The 25419-nt window shown below is 52.5% G+C and carries 20 protein-coding genes and 1 riboswitch; of the genes, 14 read left to right on the top strand and 6 right to left on the bottom strand.

The features are described from left to right. The first annotated feature begins 3 nt into the window (after positions 1-3). The gene (locus CPA45_RS11290) at positions 4-1014 is read left to right on the top strand and encodes an ornithine carbamoyltransferase (RefSeq protein ID WP_096651642.1); all 1011 of its coding nucleotides are present in this window, start codon (positions 4-6) and stop codon (positions 1012-1014) included. Between the two features lie 45 nt (positions 1015-1059). Next, the gene (arcC, locus tag CPA45_RS11285; RefSeq protein ID WP_096651641.1) at positions 1060-1989 is read left to right on the top strand and encodes a carbamate kinase; all 930 of its coding nucleotides are present in this window, start codon (positions 1060-1062) and stop codon (positions 1987-1989) included. Between the two features lie 63 nt (positions 1990-2052). Here arcC and gltS read toward each other — a convergent pair whose 3' ends face one another. After that, positions 2053-3270 (bottom strand): sodium/glutamate symporter, encoded by a 1218-nt coding sequence (gene gltS / locus CPA45_RS11280; protein ID WP_244287587.1) that lies wholly within the window; start codon positions 3268-3270, stop codon positions 2053-2055. A 485-nt stretch (positions 3271-3755) separates the two neighbouring features. Here gltS and CPA45_RS11275 point away from each other — a divergent pair, with 485 nt between their 5' ends. After that, a complete protein-coding gene (locus CPA45_RS11275; RefSeq protein ID WP_096651640.1) occupies positions 3756-4835 on the top strand; it encodes an NAD(P)-dependent alcohol dehydrogenase in 1080 nt (359 codons plus the stop codon). Positions 4836-4936: 101 nt separating this feature from the next. Here the strand turns inward: CPA45_RS11275 and CPA45_RS11270 are convergent, their stop codons facing one another. From CPA45_RS11270 to tenA, 3 genes are all read right to left on the bottom strand, one after another. Further along, on the bottom strand, positions 4937-6646 hold the full coding sequence (locus tag CPA45_RS11270) for a hypothetical protein (protein WP_096651639.1): 1710 nt from the start codon (positions 6644-6646) through the stop codon (positions 4937-4939). 426 nt (positions 6647-7072) lie between these two features. Continuing rightward, a complete protein-coding gene (gene thiC, locus CPA45_RS11265) occupies positions 7073-9007 on the bottom strand; it encodes a phosphomethylpyrimidine synthase ThiC (RefSeq protein ID WP_096651638.1) in 1935 nt (644 codons plus the stop codon). Between the two features lie 44 nt (positions 9008-9051). Next, the gene (tenA, locus tag CPA45_RS11260; RefSeq protein WP_096651637.1) at positions 9052-9735 is read right to left on the bottom strand and encodes a thiaminase II; all 684 of its coding nucleotides are present in this window, start codon (positions 9733-9735) and stop codon (positions 9052-9054) included. 90 nt (positions 9736-9825) lie between these two features. Next, positions 9826-9989, bottom strand: a riboswitch (TPP riboswitch). A gap of 216 nt (positions 9990-10205) precedes the next feature. Here tenA and CPA45_RS11255 point away from each other — a divergent pair. From CPA45_RS11255 to CPA45_RS23285, 6 genes are all read left to right on the top strand, one after another. Continuing rightward, positions 10206-10676, top strand: coding sequence for a GNAT family N-acetyltransferase (locus CPA45_RS11255; protein WP_096651636.1), 471 nt, complete (start codon positions 10206-10208; stop codon positions 10674-10676). Between the two features lie 71 nt (positions 10677-10747). Continuing rightward, a complete protein-coding gene (locus CPA45_RS11250; RefSeq protein WP_096651635.1) occupies positions 10748-11212 on the top strand; it encodes a GNAT family N-acetyltransferase in 465 nt (154 codons plus the stop codon). Positions 11213-11305: 93 nt separating this feature from the next. Further along, positions 11306-11632: an antibiotic biosynthesis monooxygenase family protein gene (locus CPA45_RS11245; RefSeq protein ID WP_096651634.1), complete on the top strand. Its 327-nt coding sequence runs from the start codon at positions 11306-11308 to the stop codon at positions 11630-11632. Between the two features lie 123 nt (positions 11633-11755). Then, positions 11756-12538 (top strand): class D beta-lactamase, encoded by a 783-nt coding sequence (gene blaOXA, locus CPA45_RS11240; protein ID WP_096651633.1) that lies wholly within the window; start codon positions 11756-11758, stop codon positions 12536-12538. A gap of 91 nt (positions 12539-12629) precedes the next feature. Continuing rightward, on the top strand, positions 12630-13760 hold the full coding sequence (locus tag CPA45_RS11235; protein ID WP_096651632.1) for a DUF418 domain-containing protein: 1131 nt from the start codon (positions 12630-12632) through the stop codon (positions 13758-13760). 317 nt (positions 13761-14077) lie between these two features. Beyond that, the gene (locus tag CPA45_RS23285) at positions 14078-14395 is read left to right on the top strand and encodes an Lcl C-terminal domain-containing protein (RefSeq protein ID WP_096651631.1); all 318 of its coding nucleotides are present in this window, start codon (positions 14078-14080) and stop codon (positions 14393-14395) included. Here CPA45_RS23285 and CPA45_RS11225 read toward each other — a convergent pair. Beyond that, positions 14392-16191 carry a DUF4153 domain-containing protein gene (locus CPA45_RS11225; protein WP_096651630.1) on the bottom strand — a complete coding sequence of 600 codons (1800 nt, stop codon included), beginning with the start codon at positions 16189-16191 and terminating at the stop codon, positions 14392-14394. The genes CPA45_RS23285 and CPA45_RS11225 overlap by 4 nt on opposite strands. A 268-nt stretch (positions 16192-16459) precedes the next feature. Between CPA45_RS11225 and CPA45_RS11220 the strand changes: the two genes are divergently transcribed. From CPA45_RS11220 to CPA45_RS11210, 3 genes are all read left to right on the top strand, one after another. After that, the gene (locus tag CPA45_RS11220; protein WP_096651629.1) at positions 16460-16843 is read left to right on the top strand and encodes a DUF6559 family protein; all 384 of its coding nucleotides are present in this window, start codon (positions 16460-16462) and stop codon (positions 16841-16843) included. A 204-nt stretch (positions 16844-17047) separates the two neighbouring features. Then, positions 17048-17962: a VOC family protein gene (locus CPA45_RS11215; protein WP_096651628.1), complete on the top strand. Its 915-nt coding sequence runs from the start codon at positions 17048-17050 to the stop codon at positions 17960-17962. 147 nt (positions 17963-18109) lie between these two features. Beyond that, positions 18110-19474 carry a serine hydrolase domain-containing protein gene (locus tag CPA45_RS11210; protein WP_096651627.1) on the top strand — a complete coding sequence of 455 codons (1365 nt, stop codon included), beginning with the start codon at positions 18110-18112 and terminating at the stop codon, positions 19472-19474. A 93-nt stretch (positions 19475-19567) separates the two neighbouring features. Here the strand turns inward: CPA45_RS11210 and CPA45_RS11205 are convergent, their stop codons facing one another. Next, positions 19568-20524, bottom strand: a complete 957-nt coding sequence (locus tag CPA45_RS11205; protein ID WP_096651626.1) for an AraC family transcriptional regulator — start codon at positions 20522-20524, stop codon at positions 19568-19570. A 494-nt stretch (positions 20525-21018) separates the two neighbouring features. Here CPA45_RS11205 and CPA45_RS11200 point away from each other — a divergent pair, with 494 nt between their 5' ends. Next, complete coding sequence (locus CPA45_RS11200) at positions 21019-22200, top strand: efflux RND transporter periplasmic adaptor subunit (RefSeq protein ID WP_096651625.1); 1182 nt, start codon at positions 21019-21021, stop codon at positions 22198-22200. A gap of 6 nt (positions 22201-22206) precedes the next feature. After that, positions 22207-25404 carry an efflux RND transporter permease subunit gene (locus CPA45_RS11195; RefSeq protein ID WP_096651624.1) on the top strand — a complete coding sequence of 1066 codons (3198 nt, stop codon included), beginning with the start codon at positions 22207-22209 and terminating at the stop codon, positions 25402-25404. Positions 25405-25419 lie beyond the last annotated feature (15 nt).

Here is a 25419-nt window from a genome sequence, read left to right as displayed (position 1 = left end):
ACCATGGCATTTAACATTCATCACCGTAGCCTGCTAAGCCTAATGCATCACAGCGAGCGAGAGCTTTGCTATCTGCTCGACCTTGCCCGCGACCTCAAACGCGCCAAGTACTCCGGTACGGAGCAGCAACTTCTCAAGGGGCAGAATATTGCATTGATCTTCGAGAAAACCTCGACCCGTACTCGCTGTGCTTTCGAAGTGGCCGCCTATGACCAAGGTGCCAACATTACCTTCATTGACCCAGGATCCTCACAGATCGGCCATAAAGAGAGCATGAAGGATACCGCTAGGGTGTTGGGGCGTATGTATGATGCTATCGAATATCGTGGCTTTAAGCAGGAGGTTGTCGAAGAGCTGGCCAGATATGCCGGGGTACCGGTATACAACGGTCTGACTGAAGAGTATCACCCGACTCAGATGCTCGCTGATGTGATGACCATGCGGGAAAGCACGGACAAACCACTTCATCAGATTAGCTATGCCTATGTTGGTGATGCACATAACAACATGGGGAAGTCGTTGCTGCTCATTGGTGCCAAGCTTGGCATGGATGTACGTATTGCTGCGCCCAAGGCGTTGTGGCCTCACCAAGAGCATATTGACGCCTGTCAGCGCTTCGCTGATGAAAGTGGCGCCACTATTACCTTGACCGAAGACCCAGTAGCGGCAGTTAAAGGTGTCGACTTTATTCACACGGATGTTTGGGTCTCAATGGGCGAGCCAGTAGAGGCCTGGGGGGAGCGTATCGAGCAGTTATTGCCTTATCAGGTTAACAGTAAATTGATGCAGCTCTCCGGTAATCCGCGCGTAAAATTCATGCATTGCTTGCCCGCTTTCCATAATACGGAAACTAAAATCGGCAAGCAGGTTGCCGACCAGTATCCGCACTTGGCAAATGGCATCGAAGTGACCGAGGAGGTCTTTGAATCTCCCGCTTGCATTGCATTTGAGCAGGCGGAAAACCGCATGCACACTATCAAAGCGCTGCTTGTTGCCACCTTGGGTGGGGTTTGATCATCCGTGATTAATCATACCAATGGGGATCAAGGAGGAAAGTCTATGCGCATCGTTGTTGCACTGGGTGGCAATGCCTTGCTGCGCCGAGGAGAGCCAATGACAGCAGAGGCTCAGCGTGGAAATATCAGAATCGCGTGTGAACAAATTGCCAAGATTGCGCCAAATAATGAACTGGTCATCGCCCATGGCAATGGCCCACAGGTTGGATTGCTGGCCCTGCAAGGGGCCGCTTACACAGATGTTAGTGTCTATCCACTGGATGTTTTAGGTGCGGAAACTGAGGGCATGATCGGCTATATGATCGAGCAGGAGCTTGGCAATCTGCTGCCGTTTGAGGTGCCACTGGCCACCCTGTTAACACAGGTGGAAGTTGACCTGAATGACCCAGCTTTTCAGCACCCCAGTAAGCCAATAGGCCCCGTCTACACAGCAGATGAAGCTGAACGCCTAGCGAAGGAAAAAGGGTGGAGTATTGCCCCTGATGGCGATAAATTCCGCCGTGTAGTGGCCAGCCCCCGTCCCAATAGAATTTTTGAGCTTCTCCCAATAAAGTGGTTATTGGAAAAAGGGGCCATCGTCATTTGCGCGGGAGGCGGAGGCATTCCTACCGCTTATGACGAACATAATAAGCTGCATGGCGTGGAGGCTGTCATTGATAAAGATCTCTGCTCAGCCCTGCTAGCTGAGCAGCTACAGGCAGATTTATTGATCATTGCGACAGATGTTGATGCTGCTTATGTCGACTGGAATGGGCCAAACCACAAAGCAATTGCGAGTGCTCATCCAGACGTGCTCAATGGCATGAAATTTGAGGCGGGCTCTATGGGGCCAAAAATAGCAGCAGCTTGCAGCTACAGCAGAAATACCGGTAAGGAGGCTGTTATTGGCTCTTTGTCTGATATCGAAGAAATCCTTCAGGGAGTCGCAGGTACAAGAGTCAGCACTGGCATACAGGGTATTAGCTTTCGTTAGTGAGTTTCTGCGCGGTAATAGGTTAACCGCGCAGCTAGCGTTCGGCTAAATACTCACCATGATTCAGCCTGCCATGATACCGATGATTAATGCATTAACTAAGTCGATGAAGAAACCACATACCAGCGGCACGACGATAAAGGCGTTCGGTGCAGCGCCGTATTGGCGTGTGACAGCGGTCATATTAGCGATGGCTGTCGCAGTAGAGCCGAGAGCGATACCGCCAAAACCTGCACATACCACAGAAGCCTCATAATCTCTCCCCATGAAGCGGTGCACAACGAAGGCTACGAACAGGATCGTTAGCGCTATCTGTATGGCCAGGGCGGTGGTGATGAAACCCAGAACACCTTGTAGTTCCCACAGCTGCAATCCCATTAGTGCCATCGTCAAAAACATGCCGAGGCTCATGTCTGAGATGAGGGCGATGCCGGGTTGCATGCTTGGCCAGTTCCACAACCGCCCTTTTCCTTCGTGAGTGATTAAGTCGCAGGCACTGCGCAGGATAATGCCAGCCAGCAGGCAGCCTACGAAGTCCGGAAGCATGAGACCACTCATCGCGATCAGTGTGGTCAAACCCTGGCCTAGCATTAGCGCTAGATTCAGCCAGAAGAGGGCAAGCAGTACACCATGATAATCGAGCCGCAATAACGGTTCGTCTTTGTGCAGGGTGCCGATTTCCAGCTCAGCGTCGCCGGAGGGACGTGTGTTATGTTTGCGTATTAAGTAACCAGCAATCGGACCACCAATCAGACAGGCTGCTATAAGTCCAATCATATTAGCGGCCAGACCGAGCTCACCTGCATTGATAATACCGAGCTCCTCAACGAAGTAAGGTGTCCAGGCCATGGTAGTACCAATACCACCGGTCAGTGAGATTGAGCCAACCATCAGTCCGGCACGGGCATCCATACTGAATCCCGCAGCAATGGTCATACCGATAACATTCTGTAGCACGATGAAACTACTGGCTAATACCAGCAATATCATTAATGGACGGCCGCCTTTGAGCAGACTTCTGATCTGGGAGTTAAGGCCGATGGCGGCGAAAAAGTACAGTAATAGCATGTCTCGCGCGCCAAGCTCGAAGAAAATACTGATATTGAAAACGTAATACAGCAGGCAGACGATGGCTGCGCATAATGCACCCCCGACCAGTGGCTCGGGAATACTATAACGGCGTAGTAAGGACCAACGTTGGGTAAGTTCTTTACCAATGAACAGCAGTAGGATCGCCAGCGTAAAGCTGAGAAAAGCATGGACTTCTATAGATGGTGGCATGGGGCATCTTTGTTAATGGTGAGTAGGGAGTAAGTCATCAGAGCATATTGCTAAATGGCCTTGTGCTAAAGGCTGAGAGTTAAAGGCGAAATTTCTATCATTTCTTATCCTAACGCGAGAGAGGTGACTTAGATAAAATAACGCCGGACTAGTCATTTTTCAGTTATGCCGCACTAGGCATCAAGTGAGCAAGTATCACGGGTTATTTCATCTTTATATACTTTTCGCTGGCGGTCTTTGGCGTTTCATTTATTTCAGTATTCGCGCTGTTTCCGAACTAGCTAGTTACCAGGTTAGAATTCTTAGGCAATAAATATGCAATAGTAAATAGCAAATATGATGGAGTTGCATGTTTGGAGTGAGAAAAAGCTTAATTTAGCGTACTAAAACGTGATACAGCGCAATTTTAGCTGCCACCAGCTATCGCTGAGTAGCCTAAGCTTAATGGTGAAGCACCATGATTACCCTCCTTGAGGAATCGTCCTATGCCTACCATGATGAAAGCGGCTATTTTTGTTGAGCCTGGCCGCATCGAGATTGACGACAAGCCCATTCCCGAGATTGGTCCCAACGATGCGCTGATGCGTGTTACCACCACGACCATCTGTGGCACCGATGTACATATCCTGAAAGGTGAATATCCAGTAGAGCGTGGCTTAACCATTGGCCATGAGCCTGTAGGTGTTATTGAAAAGCTAGGGGCCAATGTTAAAGGTTATAAAGAAGGCCAGCGGGTGATTGCTGGTGCGATCTGCCCCAGTTTTACATCCTATGCCTGCCAAGATGGTTGTAGCGCCCAAGATGGTGGCCACCATAGCCACGGCTATAAACCGATGGGCGGCTGGCGCTTTGGCAACACCATCGATGGTGCCCAGGCTGAGTATCTACTGGTGCCAGACGCTCAGGCAAACCTATCTCCCGTACCAGATGGTTTAACTGACGAACAAGTACTGATGTGTCCTGACATTATGTCGACCGGTTTTGCCGGTGCCGAGGCTGCAGGCATCAAAATTGGTGATGTGGTGGCGGTGTTCGCCCAAGGCCCGATTGGGCTATGTGCCACGGCGGGTGCAAGGCTACGTGGGGCGGGGGTGATTATTGCGGTTGACGGCGTTGATGAGCGCTTGGCGATAGCCAAACAGATGGGTGCCGACGTGGTGCTGGATTTTCGTAAGGTTGATGTGGTGGAGGAGATTCTTAAGCTTACGGGTGGGCGAGGTGTTGATGTCGCTATTGAGGCGCTCGGCCTACAGCAAACCTTTGAATCTGCCTTGAGAGTCTTGAAACCCGGCGGCACGCTCTCAAGCCTTGGGGTGTACTCCGAAGACCTGATAATTCCACTTGGCGCGTTCTGTGCTGGCTTAGGAGATCACAAAATCATCACCTCACTTTGCCCCGGTGGCAAAGAGCGTATGCGCAGACTGATGAGCATTATTGCCGCAGGGCGAGTAGATCTTGGGCCGATGGTCACCCACCGTTACGCTCTGGAGAACATTGTTGAGGCTTATGATCTATTTTCCCACCAGCGTGATGGTGTACTGAAAGTGGCCCTTGAGGTCTCGTAAGACTCAGGGGCCACATTCAGTAGTAAGGCGATCAATGAAAACCCACTAACGGCTGGTTAGTTCCTTCAGTGGGTTTTTCGGGCTGTAAGAGCCGCTTGGCCTCATTCCAGATCTAGCGATAAGCTCATTTCAACGCCTGCATCATCCACTCTGAGCCAGTACTCAATGTTCTCGTAAATATCGCCATATTGCCGCAGCATATCGATATCGAACTCTGTCATATCGTTGTCTGGCATCTGATCCATTAAATCGGCCAGAGCATGATAAAGCTCACCACGCAGGTGACCATGAAGTAGCAGGTCACGCTCTTTAGCTGGGGCTTCAAGCTCAGCCTGCAGGGTTGCCGGATTGCTGATGCCTGCGCCCAGTACGATGGCAGTGTCAGACATAGCGGCGTAGAGCTCTGGTGTGTCTGGCGGCAGCATCATGCTCTCGACTTTTTTGGCTTCTCCGCCTGGTTCAAGCCCAAGAGACAATAGATCCGGTGCGAAGGAGCCTGCTGTAGACAGCAGTGCCAGAGGGTTTTGTGAGGCGAAGGTCAGAATACCGGTTCCTGTGGGTTCGCCACCCTTCATTGTTAGGCTGTCAATACGCGCTTTTAAGCCAGACAGCGTCGGACCAATCATCGCGGTGACGGGGTTGTTAATCGCCACGTTGATCTCATTCCAGACACTGTTCAGATTCTGCAGCTCATCACAGCTGAAGGGGTTTTGCCGTACTTCCTGGGCGTATTTCTGAATGGTCTGCATCAGTACAGGCAGGTTTAGGCCCAGTCCAAAACTGGCGATACCCTCAGTGCTACCAAGGCCTGGAACCTGAACTGCCAGGGCACGTAGATCGCTGACAATATCCTTGTCGGTTGCCAGGATTAAATTCATCTCTACGCGGTTGAGGTTGTACTCACGCATGCCCAGGACAAGGCCGGGGAAGCGGCTGGTGATACGCTCGATGTCTGCCTGACAAGCGGAGAGATCCAGCGGCTCTGCATCAACCGCTGTCATCAGTGCCTGAGTGCCTGCATGTGATGGCGTACTCAGTTCATTAAGTAGGCGCGCAGTGTAGATCTGCCCGGCACCGTAAGGTGTAAAGCCATGGCGCTGTTCGATCTCTGCCAGTGCGCCAGTATCGCCGATATTGCTGTCGGGCAGAGCTTTACCCAGCACGTGGGCTAGTAGGACATCGTCGGCATCTTGCGGCACCACAGATATCAGCAACTGCTGGTCGATAATGGCCATAATTGCCTTAATCGGACCGTCCTGGGAGAGTACCCAGTATTCAGTGCCGTCGGTTGTCGCTGTATCAAGGCTGATGTCGGATTTGGTCAGAATGCGCTGTAGCGTCTCGCGGAAGGCATCTTCATCCTGCAGTTCCATGCGCAGAACCGGCAAGATGCCTAACCCGTAGAAGGCGGTCTGAGGACTCATCTTGAGACCTAATGCATGAACGTCGCTTAATGTTTCAACACCAATAAACTCTTCACCTACGGCGACCAAGAACGACATGAGTGAGTGCAGTACTTCATCGTCTATCTCGTGCAGCATGTCACGCAGTTCATCCAGATCAGACTCAAAGCCACTCGCGGGCTGCATGCGCTGATAAAGCTCAAATGCCTCCTGTTCGGGCATTGCCTCATGCGATGCCATGAAGTAAGGGGAGTCAGCCGGGATATATTTCAGCATGGGAGCTGTGAGATTTTTCGGCGCTTCTTGTTGCGTCGCTGCTGCTGTTGGATCTTTATCGTCACTGCAGCCGCTGAGCATACCGGCGCTGAACAGGGCGAGGGTAACCGCTAGGGAAAGTTTCGTTTTCATCTAGAGTCAGTTCTTTGAATGGTTTTGACCTAAAATTGGCCGTTTCGAGCAGAGTGCTCAGTAAATAATAATCATACACAAGTGAAATTAAATTAACCTCTCCTTGAGTAAAAAAACACTTTTTTTCACACTCTTAGAGTGAGCTCATTACGGCTATCCGCGTTGAGTCGATAGCGGCCACCTGTGCTCCTGTGCTGGCGCCCAGAACAAAGAGGCTTAGAAGGGTATTGCGAGGGAAAGTTCAGATAACAATATGGAGGTTGGTTTATAGCATACTGAATGGTATGTAATAGGCTCAGATGAAAGTGGCCCTTGAGATCTCCAGGAGACCCAAGAGCCACACTCAGCAACAAAAGCTACTTAGCAACAAAAGCTACTTAGCAACAAAGCTACTTTAGTAACAAAGCTATTTAGTAGGCGACTACCTTAAATCTCCTGATATAGCTCGCTACCTTTCTTGCGGAACTTCTCCGCTTGCTCTTCCATACCTTTCATTACCGCTTCCTGGTCACCGTTTAGCCCGTGCTCATTCGCATAGTCACGTACTTCCTGACTGATCTTCATGGAGCAGAACTTCGGCCCGCACATGGAGCAGAAGTGGGCTACCTTAGCGGAGTCCTTGGGCAGGGTTTCGTCGTGGTATTCACGTGCGGTATCTGGGTCTAACCCCAAGTTAAACTGGTCTTCCCAGCGGAACTCAAAACGTGCTTTGGAAAGCGCGTTATCACGCCGTTGTGCTGCCGGGTGGCCTTTGGCTAAATCCGCTGCATGGGCAGCAATCTTGTAGGTAATGATGCCGGTTTTAACATCATCCTTGTTGGGAAGCCCCAAGTGTTCTTTTGGCGTGACATAGCAAAGCATCGCGCAGCCAAACCAGCCAATCATCGCTGCACCAATACCCGAGGTAATGTGGTCATAACCAGGAGCGATATCGGTGACTAGCGGGCCAAGCGTATAGAAGGGTGCTTCGTCGCAGTACTCCAGTTGCTTATCCATGTTTTCTTTCACCAGGTGCATGGGCACATGGCCGGGGCCTTCAATCATCACCTGTACATCGTGCTTCCAGGCAATTTTGGTAAGCTCTCCCAGGGTTTTCAGCTCAGCCATTTGTGCTTCATCGTTGGCATCTGCCACTGAGCCAGGGCGCAGGCCATCACCTAGTGAAAACGCCACGTCATACTGCTTGCAGATCTCACAGATCTCTTCGAAGTGGGTGTATAAGAAGCTCTCCTGGTGATGGTACAAACACCACTTGGCCATGATGGAACCACCACGGCTAACAATACCGGTAACCCGCTTAGCCGTGAGCGGTACATAGCGCAGCAGTACACCCGCGTGAATGGTGAAGTAATCCACGCCTTGTTCAGCTTGCTCAATTAGCGTGTCGCGGAAGATTTCCCAGGTCAGATCTTCGGCAACGCCTTTCACTTTCTCCAACGCCTGATAGATGGGAACTGTACCAATCGGAACTGGAGAGTTACGGATAATCCATTCGCGAGTCTCGTGGATATTCTGTCCGGTAGAGAGATCCATAATGGTATCCGCACCCCAGCGGATGCCCCAGGTCATTTTGTCGACCTCTTCTTCAATAGAAGACGTGACCGCCGAGTTACCCAGATTACCGTTAATCTTTACCAGAAAATTACGGCCAATAATCATCGGCTCGGATTCTGGGTGATTGATGTTATTAGGAATAATAGCGCGTCCGCGGGCAACTTCTTGGCGCACAAATTCCGGGGTGATCTCTTCAGGTAAGCTGGCACCAAAGTTCTGGCCAGGATGCTGGTGGCCAAGAATGCGCTCCACCTCAGCAGTGCCTAGCGCTTGGCGGCGCTGATTTTCGCGAATGGCAATAAACTCCATTTCAGGAGTGATAATGCCCTGGCGTGCGTAGTGCAGCTGGGTGACGTTCTTACCGGGTTTTGCACGGCGTGGGGTACGGGTTAAGTCAAATCGCAATTGGGCAAGGGTAGGGTCGTTGGCGCGGCGATTGCCATACTCGCTGGTTGGGCCAGTAAGAAATTCGGTATCGTCGCGCTCTTCAATCCAGGCACGGCGCAGGGCGGGTAAGCCTTTGCGTAAATCGTTGTTGGCATTAGGGTCGGTGTAGGGGCCGGAGGTGTCGTACACCAGTAGCGGCGGGTTCTCTTCATCAATGCCAGTGGTTTTGGTTGGTGACAGAGTTATTTCCCGAAACGGTACGCGAATATCAGGCCGGGAGCCTTCAATGTACACTTTACGAGAAGCAGGCAACGGCTGAATCGCAGCGGCATCTACCTGGGCGGTTTCGGCTAAAAAGTGGCTGGTTCTACTTGTTACGAGCCCAGTTGTTACAGGCTCAGTTGTTAAAGTCTTAGTCATTACGGTCTTCTTCCTTGGGTTTCGGTTGTGGTTGTTTTGTTGGATTAATTAGTGAGGTCGTGGTCTATAAGGTCTAGGCCCATCTGCCAGAAGTCGATTTCCAGGCGAGTGGCATCACGGAAGATCTTACTCAGTTCGGCAAAGCGAGCAGGGGTAACGTCAGCTAAGCGAGCGTTGAGCCATTCAAGCTCCGATTGCATAGCGGCCTGAAACTCTTCGCTTTCATACATGGCAATCCAAGCGTCAAAAGGGTTTTGCGCGCCACGTATCGTGGTGGATTGGGCATTCAGCCAGTTGGCGATTTCGCCATAGCCCACAAGGCAAGGGGCCAGCGCCACATGCAGATCCAGTAGATCGCCGCGGTTGCCGGTATCTAATACATAGCGGGTGTAGGCCAGGGTGGCCCTGGCTTCGGGAAGCTCTGCCAGCTCTTGCTCGGAGATGCCCCACTCCTGGCAAAAGCCCACGTGCAGTCCTAACTCCACATCCACAATGGCCTTTAAGCCTTCATGGGCTTGGCGAAGATCGGCAAGTGTGGAGCTTTTATAGGCCGCTAGCGCGTAGGCCCGGGCAAAGTGGATGAGAAACAGGTAATCCTGTTTTAAATAGTGGCGAAACGACGCCTCAGGCAGCGTGGCATTGCCCAACTGGCGGACAAAGCCGTGCTCCATATAGGCTCGCCAATCGTCATGGCAGGCGTTAGTGAGATCAGTAAAGCGGTAGCCCATGATGCCTCCGGTGGTAACGATCCGGAGGGCAGGCGTAAAGAAGATCGAGGAAATGGCACTAAAGGGGGCGCGCGATCGTGAGAGAGCTAGCCGTGGCCATTGCTTGATCCCTACGCCGGTACCCGCGCCGCTCGTTATGTGAGCAGCAGCGCATTAGCCGGATCAGGTTCAGCGGGACCAGCGCTTTGGCAGTATCAAGAGGATACGCCCTGCGCCATCTCAGCCGGATTTCACCGGCACCCCGTCAAGCAGTTAGTGCCAAGCAGTCTAGGAGGAGGAGAGAAGAGATGCAAGGGGCACGCGCAAGCACGCGAATTTTGGGTATGCTGCCAAAATTGGCTTTGCTCTCTTGGGAATCAATGGGGTAGAGTCAAATTGAGCGGCTACAAAACCCCAATGAATGTGCCGTCGCGTTTATTGGGGGTTTGTAGCGGGGTGCATAATCACTGTTAACCATCTTTGGAATAATCATGGAAATTACTGACTTTCCTACAGATCAAGAGATAAAAGTTTTCTCACAATTGTTGGCGGATGGCGCCAGAGATGGTCACTATGCAAAGGAACACCTAAGTTCGGACTTTAACCAAGAATACCTTTCAAGTATTCAAAAAAACCAAAATATTCCAGGTTATCCGACCAAAGGGTTGATTTTTATATTTAAAGAGAACAATCAACCTGTGTGTTTTTCAGTCGTGTGCGGCTCGCAATTTGCAAATTACACTGCTGAAATTCTTATGTTTTCAGTACCTAAGCCTCAGCGTCGTAAGGGTTATGCCAAAGAAGCATTAAAAATAATAATCGAGGAAGTGCAAGGTCAGAATATCATAGCTCGCTGTATGCCAAGGTCTACACATATGTTTAAAGCACTGGAGGCGTCAGGATTTTCAAGAGTTGATATTGGCCCATCTAGTAATGTCAATTATGGCTATATCAACGGTTAACAAGGCCCAGCACTGCGACCGCTAGACGCGGCGCGTGTGGGCGGCGTTAGGCGTGAGGTAAGGACTCAAGTATGAGAATTGATTATCTTGAAGATGCTCCAGAATTTATCTCATTGCTTGCACGCAAAATGGCCGAGCACTGGAGAAGTATTATCCCTGGAGAAAACTATGAGAGACGACGCGAGAAGCTAATTTCCCATCAGAATCGTGATCAGCTACCACTCGCATGGGTAGCGCATGAAAATGGCGTTCTGTTGGGTACGAGTGCCTTGAGAGTTTGTGATCTGGAAGGGCGCGAAGATTTAACCCCTTGGCTTGCAGGTATCTTTGTCATGCCAGATTACAGAGGTCGTGGAATCGCAGCTAAACTTTGCGAAGTGGCAGAAAGGAAGGCGTGGGAATGGGGAGTTGAGAGCTTATATCTGCACACTCCTGATCAGCAAGGGCTCTATCGAAAACTAGGGTGGCGTAGTTTAGAACTAGAGGATTGGAATGGGGTTCAGACAGAAATTATGGTCAAGGACCGTGAAGCCTAACAAGTCACATCAGTTCGCTCCCTTCGGCCGCCGGACGCTCGTTCCTCACGCCGTTTATGGAGGGCGTTACAAAGCAAGGGGGAGTAAGCAGTCATGATCGCTAGGGAATGGAAGTGCCGGGTGCCTGAAGTCCACAGTGAGGGATTCACGGCCTATCTGTACGAAACCGGCATCAAGGATTCGTCCGCAACACCTGGGTTTCTCGGTGCTCAGATTTTCCGTCGTTCGTTGTCGGGTAAAATTGAACTCTCGCTCATCACCTATTGGGACAAGCTGGATTCGATCAATGCGTTTGCCGGCCACGATATTTCGCAGGCACGTTTGTACCCGGAGGACGAGGTATACGAGCTAGAACCAGACCTGTCAGTACAGCACTATGAGGTCATCGAACACCAGTTCATGCCAGAGGTACGGGGGTAAAAGGGTGCACTTGCTTTGTAACTAGTCGTTCAAGTTCGTTCCCGGCCTAGCGGCCGTCCACCGGACGCCCTTTCAGTTGCACTCCAAGGGCGCCGCTTAATATTGGCGTTAGGCACAATAACCATGAAGCTACTACTCTCCGGACTAATCTTGTTCATTGCACTTTCTGCCTGTTCTTCCAACTGGCGGGAAAGCACAGAAATTGAAGTCTTGTTTCGAGACGCTGAAGCCACGGGCACTTTTGTCCTGCTTGATGCAAGCACTGGAAAGCTCTCGGGTTATAACCACTCGAGAGCCGAAACACGCTTTGTGCCTGCGTCGACCTTCAAGATTCCCAACAGCCTCATCGGGCTTTCCGTCGGAGCGGTTGAAAGTGTGGACGAAGTGCTGCCATTCGGCGGCCAACCACAGATCATCAAGGCATGGGAACAGGACATGGGGCTGAGGGAGGCTATAACCATATCTAATGTCCCGGTCTATCAAGAGCTAGCCAGACGCATCGGCCTCGGGCCAATGCGCGAAAATCTTGTCCGTCTGGATTTCGGCAACAACGATACTGGCACGAGCGTCGATACGTTCTGGCTCGAAGGACCCCTTGAGATCAGCGCGATTGAGCAAGCCAGATTCCTGTCGCGCTTGGCTCAGAGCCAGCTCCCCATCTCCACCGAGGTTCAATCCGCCGTTCGTGAAATCGTGTTGCTGGAGCAGGGGGAGGGCTGGACGCTCTACGGCAAGACAGGCTGGGAGAATGCCCCCGAGCCTGGCGTCGGTTGGTGGGTTGGCTGGGTCGAGAAAGAGGATGGATTGTTCACCTTTGCAATGAATTTGGATATTCAACAAGCATCTGACGCTGGGAAACGTATTGAATTGGGTATGGCGAGCCTAAAGGCACTGGGTGTGCTGTGAGCGCACGCGAGCCAAACAAGTCCATCAACTCGGGCGCCCGCTTCGCGGGCACCGGTTATGTCCAGCGTTATGCGTAAGAAGAAATCACATCATGAGCACTGTGCGGCGAAGTAATGAAGTTGACATCATTAGGATGGCTGCACTTATTGGTATATGTGTGGTGAATGTTCCGTTTATGGCATTGCCAGTAGAATCTGTGTTTATCCCTCCTGACGGTTTTTATGATAAATCTGCGGGATTTCTCGTGGAGAGTTTTCTCCAGTTGAAGTTTTTTCTCCTATTCTCATTTATCTTTGGGTGGGGGATGGCCATTCAATACAAGTCAGCAGAGTCGAAAGGGCAGTTATTTGCAAGGCGTTATTTTCGAAGAATGATTGGATTAGCCATTTTAGGTGTCGCCCATGCAATATTAGTGTTTAGTGGCGACATTCTATTATTGTATGCGCTTCTGGGCACTCTTCTTTGGTTGATAAAAGACTTTTCGCCTCGGCGACTAATGACCTTTGCGGCTTGGATGCTGCCATTGAGCATGATTTCCCTCACGGTACTTGCGTTGCTAATTGACGCTATTATGGCTGATCAATCCATTTCACTTGCCGCTCTCGGAGGCGCACAGCTTGGAGGTGTTTTTCTCGAAGCAACACAGGCAAGATTTACTGATTGGCCTATCACTTTTGGATTTTTAGTTCTCCTGCAAGGCCCATTAGCTTTGGGTGCTTTTGCTGTGGGCTTAGCCGCTGCCAAAACAGACTTTTTCTCTGAAAATAGCGCCGGATTTAATCTGCTTCAGCAGCGTTTGCCGCTTCTCATCATCATCGCACTGCCCTTAAATATCCTTTATGCTGCGGTGGTCGGCGGTATTGTGCCGGAAACTTACGAAATACTGTCTTTGGTGGGGGTTGTGTTAATCGCTATAGGTGCGCCCGCGCTTTCATTGATCTATTTGTACATTTTTATTCGTCTTTCAAGAATGATTAAAATGCCGCTTTTACTGGTGTTAGCTGGGCAAAACTCTCTGTCTTCCTATGTGGCTCAAGGCGTGCTGGCTGGATTTGTGTTCGGTGCATATGGTTTGGGGTTGTTTCACTCTCTTGGCCATGCAGCTTTACTTCCGGTTTCTTTGATAATCGCCTTTACTGCTATGGTTTTTGTGGGTGTCTGGGCCAAACTTTTCGGGCGAGGTCCATTAGAACCGATTTTGCGTCAAATTAGTGGCAGATGACTCCTTCCAACAGTTACCAATAAGAACCTGGGCTTCCTACTAAGTGTTAGCGTCTTGGGTGCGTTATTAGTAGCAAATAAAATCGTTGAGATAGATAACTGTCTTGGTTAACGTAAAGCATACCTAGCGGGTTGGTAAAGTGCATAACGTGTTAGTCATCGGGACTATGGGGATGTTAATTTTAGCCAAACTTTATGCGCCATTGGCTTAAACCTATTGCAAGGGAGTTGTAGGGTGATCAGCAAAAATAGGTTAACTGCAGCGTAGGGCAGGCTTGGACAGGTACTACTTGCGATGGGGAGCCACCTCTATTTAAATTGAGTGAGACGACTGAGCTTGGCGACGATGGCTGGCGTTTACCGACCATCGAAGAGTTACGTACCCTGGTGTACTGCTCTAATACCGGCCAATATGGAATATCGCAAAATTTTATCATGTGTGGAGATGTAGATAGTTACCAGCAACCCACTGTGAATATACAAGCTTTCCCTGAAACTCCCCCGATGTACTTTTTATCGTCTTCGCCCCACGCTCAATTTAGTCATGATATATGGTACGCCTCTTTCCTGAGTGGCCATGTGAATCATGGCCATGAGAATGGCGGTTACCATGTGCGATTAGTACGAACCGATTAGTGACTTAGGCTGCGAAGGTGCTGTCTGACGCTTTCAAGCGTGGGCAGCAGGTTGTATAGGCAGTTGCCACTCTGGTAAGTATTCTCAAGCCCCTGCATACGTTGTAGGTCTATGGTGGGGCGAGTCGCTTGGCACTCCTCATCATATTGGGTCTGCATGGCACCCAGCCTCTTCAGCGTGCCGGTCTGCAGCCAGTCGGCATTTTGCTCATTAGGCATGGTATAAGCCTGCCCGTGCGTGCTGTAGGGCGCATAGATAAGCCATTGAAACCCTGGTTCATTGCTTACCTGCAGAGCTCGGCAGGGCTCAACCTGGCTGAGGCAGACTGAGCCCTGTTCAACCAGCAGCTTGAGTAGTGGCTCGGGGAGTGTTGCGCCTTCTGGGCTTACGTTAAATTGCTGGGCGACATCATTCAGGTTGTGGGTATCCACCAGCGGGTCCTGGCTCCAACGCTGGGTTTGCTTTAGCGAAAGTTCAATACGCCGTATCAGCTCTGGCTGTGATTGGGCAAACTCGCTGTCAGCCAGTGCTTGCAACGCCAAGCTGCCGGGCTGGCCAAGTTGAAAACGTAGGTAGCTGTAGTCGAAAGTATCCACCGTGGTGCGTCCGTCCATCAACCGCTTAATTTGGTGCTGAGCGGCCCAGTTACGCATGTCAGCCAGCGGTGTATTGATCAGGATCAGGGTAGCGGCTACCAGCAGGGCCAGCCCTATATTGGCGCGCTGTATGCTGGGTAGTGCGGTTTGCCGTCGCCAGAGCAAAATCAGACTATAGCTGAAGGTAAAGGCAGCGGTTAGCGCTTGCAGTACGGCAGCCCAGAGCCTATCCAGACTAAGCCCATATTGGTCGATTCGCAGCCAGAGCGCCCAGGCGGCCAGAAGGCTACCCACCGGCAACAGTACTATGGCCAGCATAATGGTACTGCGTAGCCAGGTTGGGTAGGGCAGCTGGTCATGGGGTTGATGGAAAACGGCATTGAAGAACAGTAACAGGGTCAACATCAGCGCCATAAGCATTTGCGCGGCCTTGCCTGTATCCCATATAGGTTGCAGGCCGGTCCAGGGCAGCGCTGCAAAGAAAAGCAGTATGATCAGGGCAACCAGCGGCAGTAGTGCTTTGATAAGTGCTTCGCACATTAGCCGTACGTTAGCGATAAATCGGAAACGATTGCGGATCATCACCAGTCCCATGCCGATCACTAGCCAGGTGACCGGGTAGACAAAGGCTGGCTCCTGAAATAGCGTTTTGAAAAAGCCCAGGCCAATGGCAGCAAAGAGTGCTGCCCATAGTGATAGCAAGCTCCAAAAAGCGCCAATAAATAGGCCCAGCTGTGCAAGAGTTAGGGCGTATTCCCATGAATAAACCAATAGGGGTTGATAGGTTATTGACCATTTCCCGTTGGCGGCCCTGCTACGAAAGAACAGCGCAAGAATGAACAGGGCGGCCCCTAGGGCCACGCAAAAGACAAAGGTAAATTGATGTCGTCCTGACTGTTGCGGCTCGGGCTGCTGTTCGACCCAGCCAAGATGCCAGCCCAACCAAAATAGTAAGGGGATCAGTAGCAGCGGCAGAAAGTTAATCCGTTCACCTAGCCTGACGATGCTGATCAGATAAAAGGCTGGCAAGACGACTGTAATTGTGTAGAGAGCCTTCAGCCAGCGCTGATCGGCAGCCAACCAAAGCTCATGGTCGATGGCTAGATGAAGCGCATAAAGAGCATAGCCTTGTATGACCGCGAGGATGATCAGGCCAAGGCTGGTGGTCCGGTCCAGAGTGTTTAGTCGGTTATCATCCATGACAGCTCTTCTACGGTTGAGAGGCAGTATAAGGCCGTAACTAATTGGCCCACGGCAGTTATATTAGCTTGCAAAGATTGCAACTATAAATCATTCGACATAAGTATGGTTAATTAAGTACACCCTATCGGCGTTCAACATTGGTAAGATAGATGGTAGGGAGATCAGATGTTAATAGAAATTTGTTGTGATGGGTGGCAGATTGATTTGAATTCAATCGATAGGTTGTTATTCGTGGTTTAATCTTTTAGATATCAGAGGGGTAAGTATGGCGCTACTAGATAATTTCAAAAGGAAAAAGGCGGTAAAGTCCTACATAAAGGTACTGCCTCAAGTGCTGGTTAAAGATTACGGTAGGTTCGAGCATTACACACCTCAGCAAATCAGGTGTAGCGTTGAGCGCTCAGGCCTTCATAGCCAGTACGTTTGCTATGCATTGGCTATGTATACAAGGAGGCCAGAGTTTGAAACTTATCAGCGTGCAATTGGTGAAAATAACAGCTACGAGGGGCTGCGCGCTGAAATTGGTAACACCTTCTTTGAAGGACGTGCTGAATTAAACTTTATTAGTATAGTGGCGCTCTCTGCGAACCTTGGGAGTGAAGCATCAGTTCTTAATGGAGCGGGAGACGGGGAGGTCAGTAGCGATTAATGTGCACTTTAGCCTGTACCATTGAGGCTACTACCTTAATCTTGGCCGATGCAACTTTGGTATTCTCAACAGTATGATAGGGTTTTCGTCGCTTGTTTTAATGTCATTTAAGGTCTCCGGTTTTGTGCTAGAAGCGCTCGTTACTGCTTAAATAAGGTGAGCAGCACTTCTCTGTTTTCTTACTAGCCCTACAGGAGATATTTGATGGCTACCGCCCAACAAAAAATTGTCCCTCATCTCTGGTTCAACAAAGAGGCAGTGGAGGCGGCGAATTTCTATTGTATGGTTTTCCCTGACTCTGTCATTACGAGTACCACAACGCTGCATAACACGCCCGGCGGTGACTGCGATCTGGTCTCCTTCGTACTGTCGGGGTATTCGTTTATGGCGATTAATGCAGGCCCGCTTTTTAAGTTTAATCCCTCTGTGTCCTTCATCGTGAATTTTGATCCGGCACGGGATCAATACGCGCGGGCTAAACTTGATGCAGCTTGGGCAAAGCTTGCTGAGGGCGGTAAGGTATTGATGCCGCTGGATGCTTATCCTTTTAGTAAGCGCTATGGCTGGATTCAGGACCGGTTCGGGTTGTCGTGGCAGCTTAGCCTGGCCAATCCAGAAGCTGAAGCACGTCCCTTTATTGTCCCTGCACTGCTCTTTGTGGGTGATGTGTACGGCAAAGCGGAAGAGGCTTCCAGTTTCTATCTATCTGCTTTTGGAGATACAAAGCGGGGGGAGGTGGCACGCTACCCTGAAGGTATGGAGCCGGATCAGGAAGGAGCGCTGATGTACACCGATTTTACGCTTGAAGGTCAGTGGTTTGCGGCGATGGACAGCGCCCATACGCATGATTTTGGCTTTAACGAAGCTATTTCTTTTTTGGTGAACTGCACGACTCAAAGTGAGATTGACAGCTATTGGCAGAAACTCTCCGCGGTTCCAGAGGCTGAGCAGTGTGGCTGGCTGAAGGATAAATACGGCCTGTCCTGGCAGGTTTGCCCTGAAGTGTTACATCAGATGCTACTGGACCCGGATGGCGAACGGGTGAATAGAGTGACGCAGGCATTCCTCAAAATGAAGAAGTTTGATCTTGCGACGTTGCAGAGCGCCTATTATCAGTGAAAGCCTTGAGTCAGAGTTATCGAGAAAGTTTTCATTCTCCCGACATGGGCAAAACTATGAGTTGAGTACTACCGCCACCTATTTCTATCTATACTGAAAAAGCTGCCTGCTCATCTTGAACTTGAACAGCTAACCAAGGAGTAGGGTGTGTCTCGACTATGCTGCCGTTTCGCTCAAACATTAACGCTTGCGTTACCCGCTTTACTGCTTGGCTCTTTATTACTTGGCTGGACGGTTCCTGTTGTCGCCGCCGAGCCGGGTACTGGCGTGTTAAGTGCTGAGGAGTCAGATCCAAACCGTTTGGGGTGGATGCAGGGCTTTCCACCTGCTCCAGAGCAGGTGATCGGTCAGCCAGACTCCAACTACTTTAGCTTTCCCAAAATGCGCTGGACGGTGTGCCATTTCCGCGAATTACTGCCCACTAAGCAGGTCAGTCGTGGATTGGGAGAACCCATGCCGTTAGCTTATGCGTTAGATGATGCGATTAACGATATTGCCTTCACCCCGATTGACGGTGACGAGCCTATGTCGTGGCAGGCGTCGCTCAATGAAAACTACACCGATGGCCTACTGATTCTGCATCAGGGCCAAGTGGTGTATGAGGTTTACTCTGGCTGTTTGGATGAAGCAGGGCAGCATGGTGCCATGTCAGTTACCAAGTCGATGACTGGCTTACTAGGTGAAGTTCTGGTAGCGGAAGGTGTGCTTGATGAGCAGGCGTTGGTGGGCGATATACTACCGGAACTGGCTGATAGTGCCTTTGGCAATGCCACGGTAAAGCAGTTGCTTGAGATGACCACGGGCCTTGCCTACAGCGAAGATTATAGTGATCCCAATGCTGAAATCTGGGCGTATAACGCAGCAGCAAGCCCACTACCCAAGCCAGAAGATTACACGGGGCCGCGCACTTACTATGAGTATTTGGCCACCGTACAGCCGCAAGGCGAGCATGGGCAGATGTTTGGCTATAAAACCATCAACACGGATGCGCTAGGGTGGGTGATTGCGCGTACTACTGGAGAGTCGGTGGCATCTCTGCTCTCTTCACGACTTTGGCGGCACATGGGGGCGGAGCAAGATGCCTACTTCACGGTGGACTCTATCGGCACACCGTTTGCTGGCGGGGGGTTAAGCGCAGGTCTGCGCGATATGGCTAGGGTAGGGCAGTTGGTGCTCAATGAGGGGGTGATTAACGGTGAGCGGCTGTTCCCCGCTGCTGCGGTAGAGCGTATTCGCCAAGGTGGTGACAAGCAAGCGTTTGCAGCAGCGGGATACCGCTATTTGCCGGGCGGCAGTTATCGCGGTATGTGGTGGTCGTTGCATAATGAACACGGTGCTTTTGCTGCCCGCGGTGTGCACGGCCAAACCATTTATATCGACCCCACTGCCGAGATGGTGATTGTGCGCTTTGCATCGCATCCGGTGGCTGGCAATGCGGCTAACGACCCAACGTCACTTCCAGCCTATCAAGCAGTGGCTGAGTATTTGTTAAACCGCTCTCCTGGATATTAAGTCTAGCTGGCCAACTATCGCTGTATTAGCGAGTAAATGTATTTGAGAGTAAATGTACTTGAGAGTAAATGTACTTGAGAGTAAATAACTTCTTTAGGCGGGTAGCGGCGTAGCCTGCGCTCCACGCAGCTGGCTAACGTCAGCGCGAGGTGAGGCTCCAAACATGCGGCTATATTCGCGGCTGAAGTGGGAGGGGCTTTCGTAACCCACTCGGTAGCTGGCGGTGGCTGCTTCTAGCCCTTCTGCCAGCATTAGCCGCCGGGCCTCGTGCAGGCGCAGTTTTTTCTGAAACTGAAGTGGCGACATGCGAGTAACCTCGCGGAAGCTGTGGTACAGCGTTGACTCGCTCATATTGGCAGCGGCCGCCAGCTCGCGGATACGCAGAGGCTGAGTAAAGTTCTCTTTGAGGGTATAGATGACCCGGGCAATCCGGTTAGCTTGGGAGTCTGTGGTGGCAAATCTGCGCATCTGGGACCCCAACCCTCCCATCAACGCCCGATAGATCAGTTCTCGCCGGGCTAGCGGTGAAAGCACCTGAATGTCCTCTGGCGAGTCGAGCAGTCTTAGCAGCCGGTAAAGCGCTTCCTGCATACGTGCATCCATGGGCGCTGAGCTAAGACCACAGTCCATCTCGGAACAGATAGCGTCATGGCCTGCAGGCGGTGCCTTATCTCCCAACTCCAGTATCAGCCCGGCCACCTCTTGAGGGTCCACCGAGACCTTTACCGCCAGGTAGGGTTGCTCAGGGGTTGCATGGTTAATTCTGCCTAGTACCGGCAGGTGAATGGCGCTTGCCATGTAACTTGGCCCACTGTAGACGATCTCTTTGTCACCCAGTTGCACGGTCTTGCTGCCTTGAATGACAAAGCAGAGGCACGGTTCATATACCGCTGAACAGTAGTTGGTGGCGGAATCAACGTGTATCAGTTGAACCTCAGCAATCGCCGTATCCTGAAGCTCCTCCAGGGGTGCCCAGCGCCGTACGATACAGCTCAGCTGCTGCAGAGTATCTTGAGAATGGGTAGCTTGCATGGGCAAGATATCGGTCAATGGCTCTCCTCCCTAACAAGTTCGCAGTATAGGCCTTCGCTGTGATCCTCGGAGGGTTTTTCAGTTGATTTTGCAGGATCAGGCAAGCACTGCGTAGAAACCGGCAACCCGAGCCGGGAGTCACTAGAGTGTCATCACGCGCAATTTCTTAAACAGATTAATATCACTGGTCAGCTTGCTTCAGAAAGTCTTCTGATACCGCGACAGAAATAGGCAATCTTCCCGCAGGAACCCGATACCTCCATTGCCCTTGAAGCGCCTATTGTAAAAATCGTCTGATAAGAGGCAACAGCCCCCTTGTTAGCCTCCTTGATAAAAAATCTGGTGTCTACCTATTGACCTCAACTTAACTTGAGGTTGCAGAGTGGGCGTCGAATCTGGCGCTACCCAACCGACTAGTTAAAAGCTAACCGTGGATGCGGTACGCAATTATATAACCAACTTATATAACCAACGCTGCTATCGGCTCCCGATAGCCATTGGAGCAAGTGATCATGGGAAGTTTGAATCAAAGAGCTCGCTCAACAAGCGGTCGGGGGATCCTCCCGTTTCTGTTGTTAATGGCCTTGCTGTCGGGGTGTGAAGCCAAGAGCGAGGAGGCAGCGGATGCGCCACCGCCGCCAGAAGTAGAGGTGGTAGATATCACTGCTCAGCCAGTAGTGTTGAGTGAATCTTTCACCGGGCGGGTGGAAGCTGCAGAAACAGTTGAGCTAAGGCCTAGGGTTAGCGGCTATATCCAGGAAGTGGCGTTCAAGGAGGGCGAACTGGTGGAGGAGGGCGATCTGCTGTTCCAGATCGACCCCCGGCCCTATCAGGCGCGGGTCAGCGCGGCCCAGGCTGAGCTTGCCCAAGCCAGGAGCCAGAGTGCCCAGGCCGCTAGTGAAGCCGAGCGTGCCCGGGTGCTGCTGGGACGTCAGGCCATTTCTCAGGAGATGCATGACCAGCGTCTGGCGGCTCTAAACAATGCCCGCGCCATGGTTAACGCCGCCGAAGCAGCGTTAGTGACTGCAGAGCTTGACCTTGCCTATACTCGCATCACTGCACCGGTGAGTGGCCGCGCTGGTCGGGCCATGGTGACCCGAGGCAATCTGGCTAACGCTGACCAAAGCCTGCTGACCACCCTTGTCACCATTGATCCGATCCACGTCTACTTCGAAGCGGACGAACAGGCCGCCTTTGCCAGCTACGCACTGCTGGCTGGTGGTGAGAACAGCCTGAAGATCGAACTGGGCGGCGACGCCGCACGGCAGTTCACAGGCACCCTGGATTTTATCGATAACCGTTTGAACCCCAATACCGGCACCCTGCAGTTTCGGGCGGTGCTGAACAATACCGATGGCACTATCCGGCCGGGAGAGTTTGCCCGGGTAGAGATGCCGGTAGCCCGTTTGGAGCAGGCGTTGCTGGTGGATCGCAAGGCGATCCTGACCGATCAGGATCGCCGCTACGTCTATGTCATTGATGGTGACAACCGAGCAGACCGTCGTCAGGTAGCTACCGGTCGTCAGATGGGAGAGCAGATGGTGATCACCGAGGGGCTCAGCCCTGGTGACCGAATCATCGTCAACGGGGTGCAAAAAGTGTTCTTCCCCGGTATGCAAGTTAGTCCGCAAGGCGTCGTGGCTAGTGGCCCAACTGCCGTTGCCCAGGCGGCTCTTGCTGCTAGGGAGGAGTAGACCGCCATGAATTTCTCCCGCTTCTTCGTCGACCGCCCGATCTTCGCGGCGGTGCTGTCGATTATTATTCTGGCGATTGGACTGATCTCCATTCCCAACCTGCCAATCAGCGAGTACCCGGATGTCGTGCCGCCTTCGGTGGTGGTGCGCACGGTCTATCCTGGGGCTAACCCGAAGGAGATCGCCGAGACCGTGGCGACGCCGCTGGAGGAAGCCATCAATGGCGTCGAGGACTTGATGTACTTTAAGTCCGTCGCGGGCTCTGATGGTGTACTGCAGATGACCGTCACCTTCCGCCCCGGTACCGATGCTGAGGAGGCCGCCGTACGGGTGCAGAATCGCGTCAGCCAGGCCGAGGCGCGGTTGCCGGAGGCCGTGCGCCGCCAGGGCGTGACCACCCAGAAGCAGTCGCCCACTTTCCTGATGGTCGTTCACCTGACCTCGCCTGGAGGCGAATACGACACCCTCTACCTGCGCAACTATGTGCGGCTGCATGTCAGAGACCGCTTGGCCCGACTCGAAGGGGTAGGTGATGCCCAGATATTTGGCGGCGGCGACTACGCCATGCGTGCCTGGCTTGATCCAGGTCGAGTAGCCGCCCGTGATTTAACGGCCAGTGACGTAGTCGCTGCCATGCGGGAACAGAACGTCCAGGTTTCAGCCGGGCAACTAGGGGCTGAACCTATTCCGAACAGTGATTTTTTGACGCTGATCAACGCTCGAGGGCGGCTGGAAACGGTAGAGGAGTTTGGCGACATCGTGCTGAAGCGCGGTGACAGTGGAGAGATATTGCGGCTCTCGGATGTGGCCCGGCTGGAGATGGGCGCAGGGGACTACACCCTGCGGTCTCAGTTGGATGGCAATGATGCGGTCGCCATCGGTATTTTCCAGGCGCCGGGCGCCAATGCGCTGGCTATCCGCGAGCAGGTGGTGGCCACCATGGATGAGTTGGCCGCGCAGTTTCCAGCAGGGGTTGAGTATGAGGCGGTGTACGACACCACTATCTTCGTCAGCGACTCCATCAAGGCGGTGGTAAAAACCCTGCTAGAAGCGGTGCTGCTGGTGGTGCTGGTGGTGACTCTGTTCCTGCAAACCTGGCGCGCCTCGATTATTCCGCTGCTGGCGGTGCCAGTCTCGGTGATCGGCACCTTTGGGGCGCTCTATTTACTGGGGTACTCCATTAACACGCTGACCCTGTTTGGCCTGGTGCTGGCCATTGGCATTGTGGTGGATGACGCCATCGTGGTGGTGGAGAACGTCGAGCGTAATATCAGTGAGGGACTGAATCCCCAGGCCGCGGCCCACCAGGCCATGAAGGAGGTCTCCGGCCCGATCATTGCCATCGGCTTGGTGTTGTGTGCAGTGTTTATCCCCATGGCCTTTCTGTCCGGGGTGACCGGTCAGTTCTATCGCCAGTTTGCGGTCACCATTGCTATCTCCACGGTGATCTCTACGATTAACTCACTGACCCTGTCGCCTGCCCTGGCAGCGATGCTGCTCAAGCCCCATGACGCGCCTAAAGATCGCCTTACTCGGCTGATTGACTGGCTGTTCGGCTGGGTTTTCCGCCCCTTCAACCGCTTTTTTAACGCCAGCTCTACCAAGTATCAGGGTGGTGTGGCGCGCTCCCTAAAGCGCCGGGGCGCGGTGTTTGTGGTCTATGCCCTGCTGCTAGCGGGTACTGGGACGATGTTCAAGGTGGTACCGCCTGGGTTTATTCCGGTGCAGGACAAGCTGTACCTGATTGCTGGCGTTATCCTGCCGGAAGGAGCTTCCCTGGAGAGAACCGATCAGATGCTCCAGGAGGTGGTGGATATTGCCATGGATATCGAAGGCGTCGAGCACGCCATCGCCTTTCCAGGCCTCAACGCGCTGCAGTTTACTAACACCTCCAACACTGGCGTTGTATTTCTCACCCTTAGCCCCTTTGGCGAGCGTAGCCTCACCGCCGCGGAGATAAACGCCCAGATTAACCAGGGGATAGGAGGGCTGAAGGAGGGGTTTGCGTTTGCCTTTATGCCACCTCCCATTCTGGGGCTTGGCAATGGCTCGGGCTACCAACTGTTTATTGAGGATCGCGGTAATCTAGGCTACGGGGCGTTACAGGGGGCGGTAAATCAGTTCCAGGGCGCCATTGCTCAAATACCAGGAATGGGGTTCCCAATCAGCAGCTATCAGTCCAATGTGCCGCAGTTGGATGCGGAGGTGGATCGACTCCGGGCCAAAGCTCAGGGCGTGCCGCTAACCGAACTGTTCGATACCCTGCAGATCTATCTTGGCTCGACCTATGTAAATGATTTCAACCGCTTTGGCCGCACCTGGCAGGTGATTGCCCAAGCGGATGCCCCTTACCGGGCCAGCGTGGAAGATATCGCTCGCCTGCGCACCCGCAATGACCAGGGGGAAATGGTACCGATCGGCACGTTGGTCAACATTACGCAAACCTTTGGCCCAGACCCGGTGCTGCGCTATAACGGCTATCCGGCGGCGGACTTGGCCGGGGAGGCCGACCCTAGGGTGATTTCCTCTGCTCAGGCCATGGATGCCATCAACGCGCTGGCGCTAGAGGTGTTACCGCCGGGTATGGCGTTTGAGTGGACTGACTTGAGCTACCAACAGTCCACCCAGGGTAACGCTGCGCTGGTGGTTTTCCCGCTCTCGATCCTGCTGGTATTCCTGGTGCTGGCGGCCCTCTACGAAAGCTGGACGCTGCCCTTGGCGGTGATCCTTATCGTGCCTATGTGTATGCTCTCGGCGCTGATCGGCGTCTGGTTTGGCGGAGGTGATAACAATATCTTCGTGCAGGTGGGGCTGGTGGTGCTAATTGGCTTGGCGTGTAAGAACGCGATCTTGATCGTGGAGTTTGCCCGTGAGCTGGAGCTGCAGGGAAAAAGTATCGTAGACGCCGCCCTGGAAGCCTGCCGGTTGCGGCTGCGCCCCATTATCATGACCTCCATTACCTTCACCGCCGCCGTGCTACCGCTGGTCATTGCTACCGGGGCGGGTGCTGAGGTGAGGGCCGCGCTTGGCACGGCAGTGTTTGCGGGCATGATCGGGGTCACCCTGTTTGGGCTGTTCCTTACGCCGGTATTCTATGTGGCGCTGCGTAAACTGGCTGGCCCCCTGGTCAGTCATCACAGCGCTACTTTGGCAACCGATGAGAACGCAGGCCAGGGTGAGTTACCTGATGGTAGTCGTGGTTAAGCAAGGAGTCATCGA

This window comes from Vreelandella nigrificans (assembly GCF_002374315.1).
GTDB lineage: Bacteria > Pseudomonadota > Gammaproteobacteria > Pseudomonadales > Halomonadaceae > Vreelandella > Vreelandella nigrificans.
The sequence above is the reverse complement of the archived record's forward strand: the minus strand, read 5'-3'. Positions and strand labels throughout refer to the sequence as shown.